The organism is Rhizobium sp. WSM1328, from assembly GCF_057653715.1.
Window position 1 is genome coordinate 3,828,708 of sequence record NZ_CM172788.1, and the last position, 20,140, is coordinate 3,848,847.

Annotated in this window: 18 protein-coding genes and 1 riboswitch; of the genes, 8 read left to right on the top strand and 10 right to left on the bottom strand. The window is 61.1% G+C overall.

Annotated features, from left to right (window positions below):
* Positions 1–3: 3 nt before the first annotated feature.
* From AC2444_RS19110 to AC2444_RS19120, 3 genes are all read right to left on the bottom strand, one after another.
* Positions 4–948 carry a carbohydrate ABC transporter permease gene (locus AC2444_RS19110; RefSeq protein WP_012757052.1) on the bottom strand — a complete coding sequence of 315 codons (945 nt, stop codon included), beginning with the start codon at positions 946–948 and terminating at the stop codon, positions 4–6.
* On the bottom strand, positions 945–1,898 hold the full coding sequence (locus AC2444_RS19115) for a carbohydrate ABC transporter permease (RefSeq protein ID WP_012759101.1): 954 nt from the start codon (positions 1,896–1,898) through the stop codon (positions 945–947). Before AC2444_RS19115 ends, AC2444_RS19110 begins: the two co-directional genes overlap by 4 nt.
* Before the next feature lie 142 nt (positions 1,899–2,040).
* Positions 2,041–3,300: an ABC transporter substrate-binding protein gene (locus AC2444_RS19120; protein WP_011653647.1), complete on the bottom strand. Its 1,260-nt coding sequence runs from the start codon at positions 3,298–3,300 to the stop codon at positions 2,041–2,043.
* Positions 3,301–3,607: 307 nt separating this feature from the next.
* Here AC2444_RS19120 and AC2444_RS19125 point away from each other — a divergent pair, with 307 nt between their 5' ends.
* From AC2444_RS19125 to queE, 4 genes are all read left to right on the top strand, one after another.
* Positions 3,608–4,660, top strand: a complete 1,053-nt coding sequence (locus AC2444_RS19125) for a LacI family transcriptional regulator (RefSeq protein ID WP_012759102.1) — start codon at positions 3,608–3,610, stop codon at positions 4,658–4,660.
* A 174-nt stretch (positions 4,661–4,834) separates the two neighbouring features.
* Positions 4,835–5,545 (top strand): 7-cyano-7-deazaguanine synthase QueC, encoded by a 711-nt coding sequence (gene queC / locus AC2444_RS19130; protein WP_012759103.1) that lies wholly within the window; start codon positions 4,835–4,837, stop codon positions 5,543–5,545.
* On the top strand, positions 5,545–5,901 hold the full coding sequence (gene queD, locus AC2444_RS19135; RefSeq protein ID WP_012759104.1) for a 6-carboxytetrahydropterin synthase QueD: 357 nt from the start codon (positions 5,545–5,547) through the stop codon (positions 5,899–5,901). The genes queC and queD overlap by 1 nt, the downstream gene beginning before the upstream one ends.
* A complete protein-coding gene (queE, locus tag AC2444_RS19140; protein ID WP_012759105.1) occupies positions 5,898–6,626 on the top strand; it encodes a 7-carboxy-7-deazaguanine synthase QueE in 729 nt (242 codons plus the stop codon). The genes queD and queE overlap by 4 nt, the downstream gene beginning before the upstream one ends.
* Positions 6,627–6,644: 18 nt before the next feature.
* On the opposite strand, the gene AC2444_RS19145 is transcribed toward queE, so the two are convergent.
* The 6 genes from AC2444_RS19145 to AC2444_RS19170 form a co-directional block, all read right to left on the bottom strand.
* Positions 6,645–7,877: an adenylate/guanylate cyclase domain-containing protein gene (locus AC2444_RS19145; protein ID WP_012759106.1), complete on the bottom strand. Its 1,233-nt coding sequence runs from the start codon at positions 7,875–7,877 to the stop codon at positions 6,645–6,647.
* Positions 7,878–7,981: 104 nt separating this feature from the next.
* Positions 7,982–8,956: a class 1b ribonucleoside-diphosphate reductase subunit beta gene (nrdF, locus tag AC2444_RS19150; RefSeq protein ID WP_012759107.1), complete on the bottom strand. Its 975-nt coding sequence runs from the start codon at positions 8,954–8,956 to the stop codon at positions 7,982–7,984.
* Between the two features lie 235 nt (positions 8,957–9,191).
* Positions 9,192–11,273 carry a class 1b ribonucleoside-diphosphate reductase subunit alpha gene (gene nrdE, locus AC2444_RS19155; RefSeq protein ID WP_244432260.1) on the bottom strand — a complete coding sequence of 694 codons (2,082 nt, stop codon included), beginning with the start codon at positions 11,271–11,273 and terminating at the stop codon, positions 9,192–9,194.
* Between the two features lie 38 nt (positions 11,274–11,311).
* Positions 11,312–11,725 (bottom strand): class Ib ribonucleoside-diphosphate reductase assembly flavoprotein NrdI, encoded by a 414-nt coding sequence (nrdI, locus tag AC2444_RS19160; protein WP_012759109.1) that lies wholly within the window; start codon positions 11,723–11,725, stop codon positions 11,312–11,314.
* Positions 11,726–11,734: 9 nt separating this feature from the next.
* A complete protein-coding gene (gene nrdH / locus AC2444_RS19165) occupies positions 11,735–11,956 on the bottom strand; it encodes a glutaredoxin-like protein NrdH (RefSeq protein WP_012759110.1) in 222 nt (73 codons plus the stop codon).
* 281 nt (positions 11,957–12,237) lie between these two features.
* Positions 12,238–12,463, bottom strand: a riboswitch (cobalamin riboswitch).
* Between the two features lie 164 nt (positions 12,464–12,627).
* Entirely contained in the window at positions 12,628–14,895 is a 2,268-nt protein-coding gene (locus AC2444_RS19170) for a heavy metal translocating P-type ATPase (RefSeq protein ID WP_041935580.1), read from the bottom strand.
* 71 nt (positions 14,896–14,966) lie between these two features.
* Here AC2444_RS19170 and AC2444_RS19175 point away from each other — a divergent pair, with 71 nt between their 5' ends.
* Positions 14,967–15,389: a MerR family transcriptional regulator gene (locus AC2444_RS19175; protein WP_012759112.1), complete on the top strand. Its 423-nt coding sequence runs from the start codon at positions 14,967–14,969 to the stop codon at positions 15,387–15,389.
* A 69-nt stretch (positions 15,390–15,458) separates the two neighbouring features.
* On the top strand, positions 15,459–16,667 hold the full coding sequence (locus tag AC2444_RS19180) for a TIGR03862 family flavoprotein (protein ID WP_012759113.1): 1,209 nt from the start codon (positions 15,459–15,461) through the stop codon (positions 16,665–16,667).
* A gap of 40 nt (positions 16,668–16,707) precedes the next feature.
* Here AC2444_RS19180 and msrB read toward each other — a convergent pair whose 3' ends face one another.
* On the bottom strand, positions 16,708–17,193 hold the full coding sequence (gene msrB / locus AC2444_RS19185) for a peptide-methionine (R)-S-oxide reductase MsrB (RefSeq protein ID WP_012759114.1): 486 nt from the start codon (positions 17,191–17,193) through the stop codon (positions 16,708–16,710).
* Between the two features lie 208 nt (positions 17,194–17,401).
* On the opposite strand from msrB, the gene AC2444_RS19190 reads away from it, so the two are divergent.
* Positions 17,402–18,361 carry a helix-turn-helix domain-containing protein gene (locus tag AC2444_RS19190; protein WP_012759115.1) on the top strand — a complete coding sequence of 320 codons (960 nt, stop codon included), beginning with the start codon at positions 17,402–17,404 and terminating at the stop codon, positions 18,359–18,361.
* 165 nt (positions 18,362–18,526) lie between these two features.
* Complete coding sequence (adh, locus tag AC2444_RS19195; protein WP_012759116.1) at positions 18,527–20,035, top strand: aldehyde dehydrogenase; 1,509 nt, start codon at positions 18,527–18,529, stop codon at positions 20,033–20,035.
* The last annotated feature ends 105 nt before the right edge of the window (positions 20,036–20,140 follow it).

Below are 20,140 nucleotides of genomic sequence, written 5' to 3' on the forward strand. Positions count from 1 at the left end.
GGATTACCCTTTGACAGCGCCCGCCATCAGACCGCGCACGAAGTAGCGGCCGGCGAGGATATAGACGATGAGCGTCGGCACGGCGGCGATCATCGCCGCCGCCATGTTGACATTGTATTCGACGACGCCCGTCGAGGTGTTGACGACATTGTTCAGCGCCACCGTCATCGGCATGGTGTCACCGGTGCCGGCGTAAGCCGAGGCAAACAGGAAGTCGTTCCAGATATTGGTGAACTGGTAGATCACCGTGACGACGATGATCGGCAGCGAGTTCGGCAGCATGATGCGGCGGAAGATCTGGAAGAAGCTGGCGCCATCGACCTGGGCGGCCCTGACCAGCTCGGTCGGAAAGGCCTCGTAGAAATTGCGGAAGAACAGCGTCGTGAAGCCGAGGCCATAGACGACATGCACGAAGACCAGATTGACGGTCGGATTGCCGAAGCCGAAGTTCCAGCCCGTGGCATTCTGCAACGTCATGCCGAAGCGGCCGAGACTGCCGAGGATCGTTGCCATCGGCAGCAGCACCGACTGGAACGGGATGAAGCAGGCAAACAGCATCAGCCCGAACACCAGCGTGTGGCCGGGAAAGCGCCATTTGGTCAGCACATAGCCGTTCAGCGCGCCCATGATGGTGGAGATCGCCACAGCCGGCACCACCATCTTGATCGAGTTCCAGAAGTAGCCCTTGATGCCGGCGCAGGTGAGCCCGACGCAGGTCTCGCCCCAGGCCTTGATCCAGGGGTCGAAGGTCGGCGATTGCGGCAGCGCCAGCATGTTGCCGTTCTGGATCTCGTCCATGGTCTTGAACGAGGTCGTCAGCATGACGAAGAGCGGCATCAGGTAGAGGACGGCGAAGATCAGCAGCAGGCCGTAGATGACGGTGCGGCCGATCCAGCGGGTGTTGGTGCTGTTCTGCGAGATTGCTGTCGGAGAGGTCACGCTGCTCATCGCGCCTTCTCCTTCAGTTCGGAATAGAGATAGGGAACGATGATCGCCGAGATCGTCATCAGCATGATGATGGCGCTGGCCGAGCCGACGGCCATCTCGTTGCGCTTGAAGGTGTATTCATACATGAAGTTGGACGGCAGCCAGGCCGAGCCGCCGGGGCCGCCGGAGGTCAGCGCCACCACCAGGTCATAGGACTTGATCGCCATATGGGCGAGCACGATGAAGGCGGAGAGAAAGATCGGCCGCAGCAGCGGAATGACGATGCGCCGATAGAGCTGGAAGGCAGACGCGCCATCGATCTGGGCGGCCTTCATGATCTCGCCGTCGATACCGCGCAGTCCCGCCAGGAACATCGCCATGACGAAGCCCGACGCCTGCCAGACGCCGGCAATGACGACGGTGTAGATGACGAAGTCCTTGTTCTTGATCCAGTCGAAGTGGAAGCTCGTCCAGCCGAAGTGGTGCAGCGTCTGTTCCAGCCCGAGGCCGGGATCGAGGAACCATTTCCAGGCAACGCCGGTGACGATGAAGGAGAGCGCCATCGGATAGAGGAAGATCGGCCGCAACACGCTCTCACCGCGGATCTTCTGGTCGAGCAGGATGGCGAGGAACAGACCGAGCGCCAGGCAGATGCCGATATAGAGGAAGCCGAAGATCGCCATGTTGGTGATCGAGGTATACCAGGAAGACGGCGGATCGCTCTCGAAGGTCCAGCGCCACAGCCGTTGATAGGCGCGTGCTCCGGTCAGCGCATAGGAGGGGAATGTCTTGGAATTGGTGAACGACAGATAGGCCGTCCAGACGATGAAGCCGTAGACGAAGATGATGGTGATGACGAAGCTCGGCGCCAGCACGATCTTCGGCAGCGCATCCTGCAGCCGGCCCCTCAACGAGATCCCCGTCGATTGCCTCGGCGTTAGAACCGGATCGGTGGTCGCAACGGTGCTCATGGAATGTCATCTCCTGCCTGCATGATCGTCCGGGCAATCGGCCCCGCATGATCATCCCCGCATAATTGTCGGGGCATGATCGGCGTGGAGCCTGAAGCTTCCCCGCCAGCAGGCGGGGAAGCATTTGTCATCACACGTGATCTCAGCGGGCGTCGTCGATCGCCTGGACGAGCTGCTTGACGGCTTCGTCGGAGGTCTTGATCTGGCCGTGGACGAACTTCGAGACGACATCCTTGTAGGCATTGGCGATCGCCGGAGGAGCGCCGTAGCCCTGTGCCAGCGAGCCGAACAGCGTGCCGCCTTCGTTGGCTGCCTTCAGGTCGGCGATGCCCTTCTTGCCGCAAGCATCGAAGTCGGTATCGGGAACGTCGGTACGAGCCGGCACCGAACCCTTGACGACGTTGAAGGCCGACTGGAAGCTCTTCGACAGCGTTGCGGTCGCCAGCGCCACCTGGGCCGCCTTGCGGTCGTCGGGAACGTTGAACATGCCGAACATGTCGGAGTTGTAGACGACGCTGCCGTCGGTGCCGGGGAAGCGGTAGCACAGGAAGTCGGTATCCGGCGTCTTCTTGGCGGCGACGAATTCGCCCTTGGCCCAGTCGCCCATCACCTGCACTAGCGCGTCACCCTTGATGACCATGGCGGTTGCCAGGTTCCAGTCGCGGCCCGAGAAGTTCGGGTCGACATATTTGATGATCGTCGCCAGATTGTCGAACGACTTCTTCATCGTGTCGGACTTCAGCGATTCCTCGTCGAGGTCGTTGAAGGCCTTCTTGTAGAACTCCGGCCCGCCGGTCGACAGCACGATGGAATCGAACATCGTCGCCTCCTGCCAGTTCTGGCCGCCGAGAGCCAGCGGGATGACGCCTGCGGCCTTCGCCTTGTCGAGCAGGGCGATCAGCTCGTCGAAGGTCTTCGGCTGGGTGCCGCCGATCTTGTCCATCACAGCCTTGTTGATCCACAGCCAGTTGACCGAGTGGACGTTGACGGGGGCTGCGACCCACTTGCCGTCATAGACCGAGAACTTCTGCAGCGCTGCCGGAACCGACTTGTCCCAGCCTTCCTTCTTCGCCGTCTCCGTCAGATCGCCCATGACCCCGGCCTGAGCATAATCGAGCACGGTATAGCCCAGCATCTGCGAGGCTGTCGGATAGGTGCCGGCCGCAACCATCGCCTTCAGCGCCGTCATCGCCGCATCGCCGCCACCGCCGGCAACCGGCACATCCTTCCAGGCAAAACCTTCCTTCGAAAGATCCTGCTTCAGAACGTTCAGTGCCGCCGCCTCGCCGCCCGATGTCCACCAGTGCAGCATCTGCACTTCCTTGACGTCGGCTGCGTGGGCAGCACTGAGGCCAGCCATCATCACGACAGCAACAGCTGCCGAGCTCAAAAACTTGTTCATGAATTTCCTCCCGTTTGCAAATCGGCGGCGGGACCTCCCTGCCGCCTGATGCTCCCCGCCATTGCAGCGGTCAGCATACGGCCGCGCTCCTCCGCGCGGTTGCTAATTTAAAACGTTATAAATCTTTGGTCGTCAAGCCCTTTCTCGACTCCCGAGAAAAACACGGCTATTCCCCTAAGCTACTGAATATAAGTCATCTTTAATTCGTGATTAACAAAACGTTAAAATTTAAAACGTTTTCATTCGTTTATTGCGCGCCGGATTCATCGTGTTATGGTATCGGCAATTCCAGCATGGAAAGCCAAGGGTGACCGAACCGTCCCGGCCGCAGCGCGGCGAAAATCTCGATATAACGCATAAGCGCGGCAAGCCGACCTTGCGAACGATCGCCACGATCGCCGGCCTTGCGGTGACGACGGTGTCACGGGCGCTTTCCGATGCGCCGCAGATTTCACTCGAGACCCGCCAACGGGTGCATCGCATCGCCCGCGAAATCGGCTATCTCCCTGACCGGGCCGCGCAGCGCCTGAAGACAGGCCGCACCAACGTCATCGCCATACTGCTCGATTCGCACGAGGAAGTGGTCGGTTTCAGCACCTCGATCATGTACGGCATCGCCAAGGCGCTGAAGGAGACCTCATACCATCTGGTCGTCGCCCCGAACTTCCTGTCGACGACCGATATCGAGGCCGCCGAATATATCATCCGCAACCACCTCGCCGACGGGCTGATCTTCACGCGCACCGAACCGCTCGATGCGCGCGTCCGCCTGCTGCTCGAAACCGGCTTTCCCTTCATCTGTCATGGCCGCACTGAATTTTCGACGCCGCACCCCTATGTCGACTACGACAATTTCACCTTTGCCTATGAGGCGGCGCGCCGGCTGATCGCCAAAGGCCGCAGAAAGGTGGCGGTGATCCTGCCGCCGAAGCGGCTGACCTTCTGCCAGCATATCCTGCACGGCTTCATGACGGCGGTGCGGGAGGCAGGCATCGCCTATGAGGTTCCCGAGGCGGTCGATCTCGATACACCGGCAGACGTGCTGCGTGACTTCATCCGCAGCCGCGCCGCCGCGCCAGATGCTCCGGATGGCTTCATCTGTCCCGGCGAAGTTTCGGCGCTCGCCGTCATCAGCGGCATGAGCGATGCCGGCCGCATACTGGCGGTCGATTACGATATCGTCGCCAAGGAGACGTCCCGCCTTCTCACCCAGCTGCAGCCGAAGGTCGACACGATCCACGAGGACCTGACGGCGGCCGGCGAGGATTTGGGACGCATGCTGCTGCAGCGCATCAACAATCCGGATGCCGAGGATCTGCAACTCCTGCTGCCGCCGCAGATCAACTTTCCGATCGGTTAGACGACCTCGGGTTGACATCAAACCTCGAAGCGACGAAAACCGGCGTGAAATCAACGTCATCTCATCCCTTAATGACGCTGACGCTTCAAAACTGTTTCTATGGCGCGTGATTTGTCCTAGAAGCACCGCGCAATCCGGTCGCAGCCCACCCGGTCAAAACAAGGGATCCAAAATATGAAAACCATCGTTGTCTGCTCCGGCGGACTGGACTCCGTTACGCTTGCCCACAAGGTAGCAGCGGAACAACAGCTTATCGGTCTCGTATCCTTCGACTACGGCCAACGGCATCGCAAGGAACTCGACTTCGCCGCCAGATGTGCCTCACGCCTCGCCGTTCCCTATCATATTATCGACATCGCCAGCATCGGCGGTCATCTCAGCGGATCGGCCCTGACCGACAATGTCGAGGTTCCGGATGGCCACTACGCCGAGGAGACCATGAAAGCCACCGTCGTGCCCAACCGCAATGCGATCATGCTGGCAATCGCGTTCGGTTTGGCGGCCGCGCAAAAAGCAGATGCCGTTGCCGTCGCTGTGCATGGCGGCGACCACTTCATTTATCCGGACTGCCGGCCGGGCTTCATCGATGCCTTCCAGCATATGCAAAACGAAGCGCTGGACGGTTATGCCAACGTGAAACTGCTTGCACCCTATGTCGACGCTTCCAAAGCGGCGATCGTGGTTGACGGCGAAAAACACGGCACGCCGTTCTCGGAGACCTGGTCCTGCTACAAGGGCGGCGAGCTCCACTGCGGGCGCTGCGGAACCTGCGTGGAACGCCGTGAAGCTTTCCATCTTGCCGGCGTCCCCGATCCCACGGAATACGAAGACCAGGATTTCTGGAGAGCGGCCGTGTCGCGATACTCGGCCACGGAGGTGCATTGATGTACCGCATCACCAAGGAGTTTCATCTCTCCGCCTCCCATCAATTGGATCACCTGCCTGCCGACCATCAATGTGCTCGGCTCCACGGTCACAACTACGTCGTCGTCGTCGAGCTGGCTGCGGAAAGCCTGAATGATGATGGCTTCGTCCGTGACTATCACGACCTCTCGCCGCTCAAGCGCTACATCGACGAAACTTTCGACCATCGTCACCTGAACGACGTCTTCGGCCATTCAAAAGTCACCTCCGAGTTCCTGGCGAGGCACTTCTACGACTGGTGCAAGCAGCACTTCCCGGAAACATCGTCCGTTCGCGTAAGCGAGACGCCGAAAACCTGGGCGGAGTACAGGCCGTGAGCGCCGGGACCATTCGCGTCAGCGAGATCTTTGGCCCGACCATACAGGGTGAAGGCGCCTTGATCGGGCTGCCGACGGTGTTCGTGAGGACAGGCGGCTGTGACTACCGGTGTTCCTGGTGCGACAGCCTTCACGCCGTCGATAGCGCCTTCCGGAATCAATGGATTCCCATGTCCACTGAGGCGGTCTGGCATAAGGTCACGGAACTCTCCGGGGGCAAACCACTGACGGTTTCCCTTTCCGGAGGCAATCCGGCGATACAGCCCTTAAGGCCGCTGATCGAGCTTGGCCATTCGCGAGGATATCGTTTTGCCCTGGAAACACAGGGAAGCATAGCCCAGAGCTGGTTTCGCGATCTCGACGTCCTGGTCGTCAGCCCCAAACCGCCATCGAGCGGAATGCTGACGGATTGGGATCAGGTGGATAACTGCCTGCAACTGGCCGCCGGCGGACCGGAGGTCGCATTGAAGATTGTTGTCTTCGACGATGCCGACTACGAATTCGCCCAACAGGCGGGTCAGCGCTATCCCCAAATTCCGTTGTTCCTTCAGCCAGGCAATCATACGCCGCCGCCGCCCGATAACGATGACGCACGCATTGATATCGACGGCGTGATGGATCGGATGCACTGGCTTGTCGAAAGGGTGACGGCCGACCAATGGTTTGAAGTCCGCGTACTGCCGCAATTGCACGTGCTGCTCTGGGGAAACAAGCGAGGCGTATGAGCCCGCCTGCGCTGAAAATCATGCAGCGACGTGCTCCGGAAAGGCGAAAACATCGACGGGCTCTCCAAGCCCGCGCAGCGGGAAGGTGCCGAGACTATCCATGTCCTTCGCGCAGCCCGCCATTTCGACAAAGGCCCGCGACAAGAGCACCGGACGCTTGACCTCCTTGGTCAGGGTTTCCAGTCGCGAGGCGACATTGACCGCCGGGCCGATGACGGTGAAATCCAGCCGCCGGCGCGAGCCGATATTGCCGTACATGACGTCGCCGACATGCACCCCGACGCCGTAGCGCAGCGGTTCGCGTCCGTTGCCCGCATATTGCTGGTTCAATTGCGCCATCAACGCCTGCCCTTCGCGGATCGCCTGCAGCAGATCGAGGCAGGCCGTTTCCTTGGCTAACGGGAAGATCGCCAGCAATCCGTCACCCATGAACTTCAGGATCTCTCCGCCATGCCGCTCGATGGGATCTGACATGGCGTCGAAATAATCGTTGAGCAGATGGATGACATCGTCGCGCGGCCAGAGATCGGAGATCGCCGTAAAGTCGCGCAGGTCGCAGATCATGATTGCCGCACCGACAGTCGCGCCGCTGCCGCGCGTCGTGACGCCCGACAGGATCTGTTCGCTCGCATGCGGTCCGACATAGGTCTGCAGCAGCGTGCGCGCCATGATGTTCTTCAGCCGGATTTCGCTGACGAGCGTCAAGGCCGGCAGCAGATCACGCAGGAAATCGACATGCTCGCTCGTAAAACCGCCCGGCCGGCTGGTCGAAAATGTCGCGACATGCCGTTTGCCGAAAGTATGCTCGAGGGGCCAGGCGATATACTCTGTGAGGCCGTCATCGCGCAGTTCCTGATAGAATGAATCCTCGTCGCCGTCGGCTGTGCCTTCCAGCTGTCTACGCACCTCCTCCGAACCCTGATGGATCGCGTTGACGGGGCTCTTCAGGAACTCCGGCGTATTTTCGACACCATAGGCGAAAGTGTTGATCTTCGCCTCCGCCAGGCCTTCCTTCCAGAGGATGCGGGCGCCGATCCATTGCGGATGGTTCGTCCTGAAATGCAATGTCACCCGCGCCACCGGCACGCCTGCCGCCCGCAGCTTCTCGCACATGTCCACCAGGATATTGTCGATGAACCGCTCGCCGCGCGTATCGTTCACCAGCCAGTCGAGAATCCGTCTTCTGCGGATCGGCCAGACGCCTTCTTCCGCTTCGACGGCAGTCCCGGCCTTGTTCAAAAAAGACGACATCAAAAACTCCCGCTACGCCACATCATCGGCGAGGACCGAATTTAGTTTCCGCTAAATGTGGGCGATGAGGGAGCAAATGATAAGAGGCAGACTGCGATCAAGCCTCAGAAATCCCAGTCCTCGTCCTCGGTCGCCACCGCCTTGCCGATCACATAGGAGGAACCGGAGCCGGAGAAGAAGTCGTGGTTCTCGTCGGCATTCGGCGAAAGTGCCGACAGGATCGCCGGATTGACCTTGCAGGCCTCGGCCGGGAAAAGTGCCTCATAGCCCAGATTCATCAGCGCCTTGTTGGCATTGTAGTGCAGGAATTTCTTGACGTCCTCGGTCAGCCCGACGCCGTCATACAGCGCTTCGGTATATTTCGCCTCGTTGTCGTAGAGTTCGAGCAGCAGTTCGAAGGCGAAATCCTTGATCTCCTGCTTCCGCTCGTCGCCGAGCCGCTCCAACCCGCGCTGGAACTTGTAGCCGATATAATAGCCGTGCACCGCCTCGTCGCGGATAATCAGCCGGATCATGTCGGCCGTGTTGGTGAGCTTGGCGCGGCTCGACCAGTACATCGGCAGGTAGAAGCCCGAATAAAACAGGAAGCTTTCGAGGAAGACGCTCGCGACCTTCTTTTTCAACGGATCGCCGGAGCGGTACTGCTCCATGATCAACGCCGATTTCCGCTGCAGGAATTCGTTCTCCTCCGACCAGCGATAGGCATCGTCGACATCGGGCGTCGAGCACAGTGTCGAGAAGATCGAGGAATAGGAGCGTGCATGCACGGCCTCCATGAAGGAGACGTTGGAAAGCACCGCCTCTTCATGCGACGTCGCTGCATCCTCCATCAGCCGGATGGAACCGACGCCGTTCTGGATCGTGTCGAGCAGCGTCAATCCGGTGAAAACGCGGATGGTCAGCTGCTGCTCGGCCGCCGTCAGCGTCGCCCAGGAGGGAATGTCGTTGGAAAGCGGCACCTTTTCCGGCAGCCAGAAATTGCCGGTGAGCCGGTTCCAGACTTCGAGATCCTTGTCGTCCTCGATGCGGTTCCAGTTGACGGCGCGCACGCGGCTGGCCGGCTTCAATTGCATGTTCATTGTGTTCCCTCTTGAGAAATGTGTCCGGATCTGCCCCTCATCCGCCTGCCGGCACCGTTGCCTGGGTCGAGCCACTGGTCTCGACCCGTCCTTCGGACCCCCGCCAGCGGGGCGAAGGGGATATGCCGCACCCTTTTCCGTCTTTATTGCCGGTTCGTGTGGCAAGTCCCCTCTCCCCGTCAGAACGGGGAGAGGGCTAGGGTGAGGGGCAAATGCTCCGGAGCGAAATATCAAATCACAGCGTACAAGACACGCAGCCCTGCACCTCGGTGCCGGACAGCGCCATCTGGCGAAGGCGGATGTAGTAGATCGTCTTGATGCCCTTCTTCCAGGCATGGATCTGCGCCTTGTTGATGTCGCGCGTCGTTGCCGTGTCGCGGAAGAACAAGGTCAGTGACAGGCCCTGGTCGACATGCTGGGTCGCCGCCGCATAGGTGTCGATGATCTTCTCCGGCCCGATCTCGTAGGCATCCTGATAATAATCGAGATTGTCGTTGGTCATGAACGGCGCCGGATAATAGACGCGGCCGATCTTGCCTTCCTTGCGGATCTCGATCTTCGAGACGATCGGATGGATCGAGGAGGTCGAGTGATTGATATAAGAGATCGAGCCTGTCGGCGGCACTGCTTGCAGGTTCTGGTTATAGAGGCCGGAGGCCATCACCGCCTTCTTCAACGCCACCCAATCTTCCTGCGTCGGAATGTGAATGCCTGACGTCTCGAACAGCGCCTTGACCCTCTCCGTCGCAGGCTCCCAGAGCCGGTCGGTATATTTGTCGAAATAGTCGCCGGAGGCATATTTCGAGTTCTCGAAGCCCTTGAAGCTCGCGCCGCGTTCGACCGCCAAAAGATTCGAGGCGCGGATCGCGTAGTAGGTCACCGTGTAGAAATAGATGTTGGTGAAATCGACGCCTTCCTCGGAGCCATAGAAGATGCGTTCGCGGGCGAGGTAGCCGTGCAGATTCATCTGGCCGAGGCCGATCGCATGGCTCTCGTCATTGCCCTTCTCGATCGAAGGGACTGAGGAGATGTGGCTCATGTCGGAAACAGCACTCAACGCCCGGATCGAGGTCTCGATCGTCTTGCCGAAATCGACCGAATCCATCGCTGCCGCGATGTTCAGCGAGCCGAGATTACAGGAGATGTCCTTGCCGAGATGTTTGTAGGAGAGGTCGTCGTTATATTCGCTCGCCTCACTCACCTGCAGGATTTCCGAGCATAGATTGCTCATCGAAACACGTCCGGCGATCGGGTTTGCCCGGTTCACCGTGTCCTCGAACATGATGTAGGGATAGCCGCTCTCGAACTGGATTTCGGCAAGCACCTGGAAGAATTCGCGTGCCTTGATCTTCTTCTTGGAGATGCGGGCGTCGTCAGCCATCTCGCGGTACTTTTCCGTCACCGAAATCTCGGTGAAGGGCACGCCATAGACGCGCTCCACGTCATAGGGCGAGAACAGGTACATGTCCTCGTTGTTCCTCGCGAGTTCGAAGGTGATATCGGGCACGACGACGCCGAGCGACAGCGTCTTGATGCGGATCTTCTCGTCGGCATTTTCGCGCTTGGTGTCGAGAAAGCGCATGATGTCGGGGTGATGGGCATTGAGATAGACGGCCCCCGCGCCCTGCCGTGCGCCGAGCTGGTTGGCATAGGAAAAACTGTCTTCGAGCAGCTTCATGACAGGGATGATGCCCGAGGACTGGTTCTCGATATGCTTGATCGGCGCGCCTGCCTCGCGGATATTCGTCAGCGACAGCGCCACGCCGCCGCCGCGCTTCGACAATTGCAGCGCCGAATTGATCGACCGGCCGATCGATTCCATATTGTCCTCGACGCGCAGCAGGAAGCAGGAAACCAGTTCGCCGCGCTGCTTCTTACCGGCATTGAGGAAGGTCGGCGTCGCCGGCTGGAAGCGGCCGGAAATGATCTCGTCGACCATGTCGCGGGCAAGGCTCTCGTCGCCGCGCGCCAAGGCCAGGGCCACCATGCAGATGCGGTCCTCATAGCGCTCGAGATAGCGCTTTCCGTCGAAGGTCTTCAGCGTATAGCTGGTGTAATATTTGAAGGCGCCGAGGAAGGTCGGGAAACGGAACTTCTTGGCATAGGCCTGGTCGAACAGATCCCGCACGAAATTGAAGGAATACTGGTCGAGAACCTCCTGCTCGTAATAGCCCTCGGTCACGAGGTAATCGAGCTTTTCCCGGAGATTGTGAAAGAACACCGTGTTCTGGTTCACATGCTGCAGGAAATACTGCTTGGCCGCCATTCGATCCTTGTCGAGCTGGATCCGCCCCTGATCGTCATAGAGGTTCAGCATCGCATTCAGCGCGTGGTAGTCGAGCGTTTCCGCTGCTTTCAAAGGGCGTTCGAGAATTCCCGTGTCCAAAACCGTTCCATTCCGTGTTTGACGTTGGCGACATCCGCTTCTGTGCCCAGCAGTTCGAACCTGTAGAGGTAAGGCACCTGGCACTTCTTTGAGATCACGTCGCCGGCGAGCCCGTATGTTTCGCCGAAATTGCTGTTGCCCGCGGCAATCACGCCGCGGATGTGTCCTCGGTTTTCCGTATCGTTGAGGAAACGGATCACCTGCTTGGGAACGGCGCCCTTGCCGCCGTCGCCGCTATAGGTCGGCACGATCAGCACGAAGGGTTCGCGGATATGGAACGCGTCTGCGCCATTTGGCGGAATGCGCGCCGCGCGCAGTCCGAGCTTGGCGACGAACCGATGGGTGTTCTCGGACCGGCTGGAATAATAGACGATCAGAGCCATCGCCTTTCCTCAGGAAAGTGCGCTGATCATGTCGGGACGGAAGCCGGCCCAATGCTGCTCGCCGGCGATGACGACGGGCGCCTGCATGTAGCCGAGGCTGCGGACCCGATCGAGCGCTTCGGCATTCTGCGAAATATCGACGATGTCATAATCGACGCCCAACCGGTCGAGGGCGCGGTAGGTGGCAGTGCATTGGACGCAGGCAGGCTTGCTGTAGACGGTGATGGTCATGATATTCCTCGTGACGACGCGATTGGGACGCAGGACATCGATCGGAAATCTCGCGATATCCGTCGAAAACACTCTGTATTTTGCAGCGATGCGGCTCGTTCAGCCGCTGGGCGTGATCCGCCCTCTACCTCTAGCGGGTGGCGGCCTGAACTGAGATACTGACATGACTTCACCCCGAAGTGGCTCAATGCGAAGGTTTCGGGGGCGGAGGCTCGGGCCTGCGAAACGCGATGCGGAGATTCCCCGCAGCCATGCAACGCGACCTTCCGGACACCCCGCCCGTGGACGTTTCGTTCGAGGCAGGTCTCCTGGCTCACGGGTCAAAGCACCCTGCCCCAGCCTTCCCGGAGCATCATGCTCCAGTGACCTGAAATCGGACAGTTGCTCGCCGCTTACAGTTGCGGGGGCAGCTCCGGCATTGCCGCGCCATGATGGCGAAACGCACCGTATTCCCGTCTTAGCCGCCGATCCTCACGAATCGACGGAACCTCGAACACTAGATATGGTACGCGAATCGCTGATGACGTCAACAAGTTGTTGTGGCAGCGCAGCAATGGCGGCAGCGAATCGCCGTGACTGTGTATGATGTGGATAACGAAGCGTTAACGGAAAAGCGCTGTGGAGAACCCGTCAGAAAAGAGCCGGCAGAAGCCGGCTCCCCGAAACGACATTCATATTTTTATTCGAAGCAGCCTGAGCGCGTTGATCGTCACCAGCACGGTGGCGCCGGTATCGGCGAGGATCGCTGGCCAGAGCCCGGTAATGCCGGCGATCGTCGTCACCAGAAACACCGCCTTTAGCCCGAGTGCGATGGTGATATTCTGCAGGATGTTGCGCATCGTGAGTTTGGAAAGTTCGATCATCCGCGCCACGTCGCCAACGCGTCCGTGCAGCACGGCGGCATCCGCCGTCTCCAGCGCCACATCGGTGCCGCCGCCCATAGCGATACCGATATCGGCAGCGGCCAGCGCCGGAGCATCGTTGATGCCGTCGCCGATCTTGGCGACGATGAAGCCTTGGCGCTTCAATTCGCCGACGACCCGCTGCTTGTCCTCCGGCATCATCTCGCCGCGCCAGTCGATGCCGAGCATGCCGGCAACGGCTGCTGCCGTCCGCTTGTTGTCGCCGGTCAGCATGATAGCCTTGACGCCTGCTGATTTGAGGGCAGCGAGCCCGGCCTCGGCATCCTGACGCGGCTCGTCGCGCATGGCGATAAGGCCGGCCACAACACCGTTGACGAGCAGCACCGACACGCTGTTGCCCTCGTCGTTCAACGCCGAGATGCGTGCATCCTGTTCAGCACTGAGCGTCCCGCGCTCGCGGGCGGCGGGCGGCGACAAGAGGTCCAGCGTCTCACCACCGACTTTGCCGCTGACGCCCTTGCCCGGCAGCGCTTCCAGCTCGAAGGCCGGCGGCACGGGAACGCCGTCCGCCTTGGCGCGGTTGAGGATCGCCAGCGCCAGCGGATGGCTGGAACCCTGTTCCAGCACCGCCGCGCGCGACAGCACCTGCGCCTCGGTCAGACCAAAGGAAATGATGTCAGTCACCTGAGGCTTGCCTTCCGTCAGCGTGCCTGTTTTGTCGAAGGCGACCATCGTCACCTTGCCGAGCGTCTCCAGCACCGCGCCGCCCTTCATCAGCAGCCCGCGCCGCGCACCGGATGAAAGCGAGGCAGCGATCGCCGCCGGCGTTGAGATGACGAGCGCGCAGGGGCAGCCGATCAAAAGGATCGCAAGGCCCTTATAGACCCATTCGCCCCATGGCCCTGCGAACAGCAGCGGCGGAACGACCGCAACCAGCGCTGCGACCACGACCACGCCGGGCGTGTAATAGCGCGAGAACCGATCGATGAAGCGCTCGGTCGGCGCCTTCGATTCCTGCGCCTCCTCCACCAGCTTGACGACGCGGGCGATGGTATTGTCGGCCGCGGCCGCCGTAACGCGAACCCTAAGCACCACATCGCCATTCACCGTGCCGGCAAAAACGACGGCATCGACGCCCTTACGCACTGGCGTGCTCTCGCCCGTCACCGGCGCCTCGTCGATCGCGCTCTCGCCTGAGAGGATGATGCCGTCCGCCGAGATCCGATCGCCAGGACGAACCATGATGATGGCCCCGACCGAAAGGCTTTCCGCCGGCACCTCCCGTGTCTGCCCATTGTCTTCGAGCAGCGAGGTCTTCGGCACCAGCGCCGTCAGCGACTGGATGCTTTCGCGCGCCTTGCCCGCTGCCACCCCTTCCAGCAGCTCGCCAACGAGGAACAGGAACACAACGGTCGCCGCCTCTTCGCCGGCATTGATGATAACGGCGCCGACGGCGGCGATCGTCATCAGCATCTCGATCGAAAACGGTGTGCCTGAGAAGGCGGCCATGATGGCGCGCCGCGCGATCGGCACCAGCCCGATCAGCATGGCGACGATGAAGGCGTAGGACGCGATCGCCGGCACGAGATGGCCGACGGTGTAGGCGGCAACGAGTGCTCCACCCGAAAGGATGGTCAGCCGGCCCTTCCTGCTCTGCCACCAGGGACCGGCCATCGGCGCATGATCGTGCCCGTGCAACCCCTCGATTTCCTTCTCGCCATGATCGTGGGGATGGTCATGGCTATGACCTTCATGATCATGTACCGCATGATCGTCGTCATGGCCCGCGTGATCGCCGCAGCCATGTCCATGATCGTGACGATGCTGTGAGCCCTGAGTATGCGCAGGCGCAGCGTTTCCGGCAAGCGGCGCGACGGAATAGCCGAGCCCCGTCACCTTCTTCTCGATCACCTTGAGATCGCTGCTGCCATCGTGCCGCACGGTCATCGTGCCCGCCATCACCGAGACGGAAACATCGGCGACACCCGCCACGCGTCTGACCGCCGTATCGATCTTGGTTGCGCAGGCGGCGCAATCCATGCCGCCAACCCGGTATCGTGTCTCGCTCTCAGCCATCATCCGCTTCCTTGTCAAACAGAAGCATCTCTCCTACATCCTCTAGCGACTAGAGGTGCAAGAGGAAAATCATGAAAAAGATCACCATTGGCGAAGCCGCGCGCCAAAGCGGCGTCAAGGTGCCGACGGTGCGCTATTATGAAAGCATTGGCCTGCTCGCCGCCCCGAGCCGCAGCGAGGGCAACCAGCGCTCCTTCGAGCCCGCCGATATCAGCCGTCTCGCTTTCATCCGCCACGCCCGCGAACTCGGTTTCGAGATCGACGCGATCCGCACGCTGCTCACCCTGCAGGACGATCCTCACCAGTCCTGCGCCTCGGCCGACGCCATCGCCAAGGCCCGCCTCATTGAGGTCGAGCAGCGCATCCGCAGCCTGATGGCGCTGAAGGCCGAGCTGGAAACCATGGTGGAAGGCTGCGGCCACGGCCGCGTCGACCAATGCCGCGTCATCGAAGTGCTCGCCGATCACGGCCAGTGCACGCATCCGCACCACTGATCTCTGCCCTTGCAGGCGATCCGCGCCCGCGCCAAAACTGAACGCAGATACAATCGGGCGAAGACATCAATGAACCAGAAGCGGATTGCGATCATCGGCGGCGGCCCGGCGGGTCTCGCGGCTGCCGAACTGCTTTCCCGTTCCGGTCATGCGGTGACGGTCTACGACGCCATGCCGACCTTTGCCCGCAAGTTCCTGCTGGCCGGCAAGTCCGGTCTCAACATTACCCATTCCGAGGATTATGCCCGTTTCACCACGCGCTTCGCCGCGGCTTCCGCCCGCCTGCGCCCCGCTCTTGATGCGTTTACCCCTGATGATATCAGGAATTGGGCAAGCGAGCTCGGGACGGAAACCTTCATCGGCTCGTCCGGCCGGGTTTTTCCGAAGGTGATGAAGGCCTCGCCTTTGCTGCGCGCCTGGCTCAGGCGGCTGGAGGCACAGGGCGCCACGCTGCGCACCCGCCACCGCTGGACCGGTTTTGCCGAAGACGGCTATGTTTTCGAAACGCCCGAAGGGCGCAGCATCGTCCATTGCGACGCGGCCCTGCTCGCGCTCGGCGGCGCAAGCTGGCCGCGCCTCGGCTCCGATGCTGCCTGGGTGCCTTGGCTGGTCGGCAGGGGTGTGGAAATTCACATTTTTCAACCCGCCAATTGCGGCTTCGTCGTCGGATGGAGCGGGAACTTCAGCGAGCGTTTCGCCGGCGAGCCGGTAAAATCGGTCACCGCAACATCCGAGGCCGGCACGTTTCCCGGCGAATTCGTCATCACCGAGAGCGGCATCGAGGGCAGCCTGATCTATGCCCACACCGCCAGCCTCCGCGATCGGCTGCTGATCCACGGCAGCGCTGCCCTGACGCTCGACCTTGCACCCGGCCGCACCATCGACAGGCTGAGCCGCGACCTTGCACGGCAGGACGCCAAATCAAGTTTTTCGAACCGCCTGCGCAAGGGCGCCGGCCTCGACGGCGTCAAGGCGGCGCTGCTGCGCGAACTCGCTCCCGAGCGCGACCGAACCGTTCCGGAGCGTCTCGCCGGCATGATCAAGGCCCTGCCGGTGCCGGTGATCGAAACCCGCCCGATCGCCGAAGCGATCTCCTCGGCCGGCGGCATCCGCTGGAGCAGCATCAACGACAGCTACATGTTGAAGGCACTGCCCGGCACCTTCGTCGCCGGTGAGATGCTCGACTGGGAAGCGCCGACCGGCGGCTATCTCCTCACCGCCTGCCTGGCGACCGGCCGGACGGCAGCCCGTGGTATCGAAGCCTGGTTGCAGCGCTAGGCGCAGGCAGTCATCAGCACCGCGTGAGATCATCCCTCAGTCAGGCCGAGGCCGGACGGAATGTCATGGCGAGCCCATTCATGCAGTAGCGAAGCCCGGTTGGCTTCGGGCCATCATCGAAGACATGGCCGAGATGCCCACCGCAGCGGCTGCAGTGCACGGCGTTGCGCACCATGCCGTAAGTCGTGTCGTTCGTGGTGCCGACGGCTTTTTCGAGCGGCGCCCAGAAGCTCGGCCAGCCGGTGCCGCTGTCGAATTTGGTGGTCGAGGAAAAGAGGTCCTGATCGCAGCCAGCGCAGACGAAATTGCCCTTTCGCTCCTCATGCAGCAAGGCACTGGTGAAGGGCTGTTCCGTCCCCGCCTGGCGCAGGATGACATATTGATCCGGCGTCAGCAGCTTGCGCCATTCCTCGTCGGTGTGGGTCACCGCAAACGTCTCGGCGGCGATCGCCTTGCCGGCTAAGTCCAAGTGAACCGCGAGCGCCCCAAAAGCGGCGCCCGTCAGCAACAATCGTCTGTTCAGCATGGTCGGATCTCCTCGTCTGGCAAACCTTGCTTCTGCAAAGAACTACGAGAAAGAGGGTCTTTTGTTACACCATGGCCACCCAAACACCGAAATGTGATTTCCGTCACTTTCGTCAGGAAGCGCCGCACGCTGACGCCCGCCAGCGCCGGCCGATTGCAAACCAGCCATTTTTCTATCAGAATGTGCTGAAATTCGATGGGAGGAGCCGATGCACGAACACTCAGCGCACGCCGAGCACGTCTACACATCTGCCCAGCGCGATTCTGCGGCGGCGAGTTCCCCTGTCGTCGCCTCATGGCGGCGGTGCATGACCATGCACCAGCTCGCCCCCGAGGACCAGCGGGCTCCACTGCGCCTGACCGACCAGGAATTCCGCCGCGCGCGCGAGCAGTCCGAACAGCTGATTGCCAGCGCCACGGAAGAGCTCGATCGTCTCTTTACCACCGTTGGCAGGGCCGGCTGCTGCCTGCTTCTGACCGACAAGAACGGCATCGCGCTGGAACGCCGGGGCGCTGCCGGAGACGACAAGGAATTCCGCGAACTCGGCCTCTGGACCGGCTCGGTCTGGACCGAGGCCAGCATCGGCACCAACGGCATCGGCACCGCACTTGCCGACGAGCGTGCCGTCGCCATCTTCCGCGATCAGCATTTTTTCAGCTCGAACACCAGCCTCAGCTGCACGACAGCGCCGATCCGCGATCATCATGGGCAGGTGGCAGCAGCCCTCGACATCTCCGCATGCCGCGAAGACGTCAACGAGATGACGCTGGCGATCCTGACGCAGACCGTGCGCGATGCGGCGATGCGCATCGAACTCAACCTTTTCCGCTCGGCCTTTGCCGGCGCCCGTTTCCTGATGGTCCCGGCCGGAGCCAATTCCGCTGCCGCCCTGCTCGCCGTCGACAGGCACGATCTGGTGCTCGGCGCAACGCGCGCCGCCCGCATCGCGTTGCAGCTGGACGACAAGCGCATCGCCGCCGGCATTCCGGCGGCCGATGCCCTGCACGAGGCTGGCGTCTCCCAGCAGGATGAGATCGTCGAGGCGGAGAAGGCGGCACTCTTGCGGGCGTTGTCGCGCGCCGGCGGCAATGTCTCGCAGGCAGCGATCGCACTCGGCATCAGCCGTGCCACGCTGCACAGGAAGATGAAAAAGCTCGATCTCCACTGATCGGTGTAAAGGTCCCGCTCCTGGAGCAATCGTGACCGATGCTGTCGCAGGTCTGCGACACTGTGCACTGCGGTATGGAAGACCCGCCCTAGTCCCTCCGCCAAAACATGCTCATTTTCCTCCCACTGGTTCGCTTGGGAACCTGGATCATCAAGGGAGGATGACATGCTTCATCAGAAAATCGTCGAGTCGCCGTTCAAGCTGAAATACGGCAACTATATCGGCGGCGAATGGCGCGAGCCGGTCGAGGGAAAATACTTCGAAAACCTCACGCCCGTCACCGGCGGCAAGCTCTGCGACATTCCCCGCTCCAATGAAAAGGACATTAACCTCGCACTCGACGCCGCTCATGCGGCAAAGGAAAAATGGGGTCGCACCTCGGTTGCCGAGCGCTCCAATATCCTCATGAAGATCGCCCAGCGCATGGAAGACAAGCTTGAATTGCTCGCCCAGGCTGAGACCTGGGACAATGGCAAGCCGATCCGTGAAACCATGGCGGCCGACATTCCGCTGGCGATCGACCATTTCCGTTATTTCGCCTCCTGCATTCGCGCCCAGGAAGGTTCGATCGGCGAGATTGACCACGACACTGTCGCCTATCACTTCCATGAGCCGCTCGGCGTCGTCGGCCAGATCATTCCGTGGAACTTCCCGATCCTGATGGCCACCTGGAAGCTGGCGCCCGCACTTGCCGCCGGCAATTGCGTCGTACTGAAACCCGCCGAGCAGACCCCGGCCTCGATCCTGGTCTGGGCTGAACTCGTCGGCGATCTCCTGCCGGCAGGGGTCCTCAACATCGTCAACGGTTTCGGCCTCGAAGCCGGCAAGCCGCTGGCGACCAGCCCGCGCGTCGCTAAGATCGCCTTCACCGGCGAGACGACGACAGGCCGGCTTATCATGCAATATGCCAGCCAGAACCTCATTCCGGTGACGCTGGAGCTCGGCGGCAAATCGCCGAACATCTTCTTCGCCGACGTGATGGCGGAAGACGACGACTTCCTCGACAAGGCGTTCGAAGGCTTTGCGATGTTTGCCTTGAACCAGGGCGAAGTCTGCACCTGCCCGAGCCGCGCCCTCGTCCAGGAATCGATCTACGACCGTTTCATGGAAAAGGCCGTCAAACGCGTTGAGGCGATCAAGCAGGGCAACCCGCTCGATAGCGCAACGATGATCGGCGCCCAGGCCTCGACCGAGCAGCTGGAAAAGATCCTCGCCTATCTCGACATCGGCAAGCAGGAAGGCGCGGAAGTGCTGACCGGCGGCTCGCGCAACGATCTCGGCGGCGAGCTGGCGAACGGCTACTATGTCAAGCCGACGATCTTCAAGGGTCACAACAAGATGCGCGTGTTCCAGGAGGAAATCTTCGGGCCGGTGGTTTCGGTGACGACCTTCAAGAACGAGAAGGAAGCGCTCGAAATCGCTAACGACACGCTCTACGGCCTCGGCGCCGGCGTCTGGAGCCGCGATGCCAATCGCTGCTACCGTTTCGGCCGCGAGATCCAGGCCGGCCGCGTCTGGACCAACTGCTACCACGCCTACCCGGCCCATGCCGCCTTCGGCGGCTACAAGCAGTCGGGCATCGGCCGTGAAACCCATAAGATGATGCTCGACCACTACCAGCAGACCAAGAACATGCTGGTGAGCTACAGCCCGAAGGCACTCGGCTTCTTCTGAGATGCTTCGGCATGGTGGGAGGGTCTCAACCCCCTCCCCAACCCCTCCCCACAAGGGGGAGGGGCTTAACCCGTTGAACTGCCTCGTTCTAAAAAGACATATCTT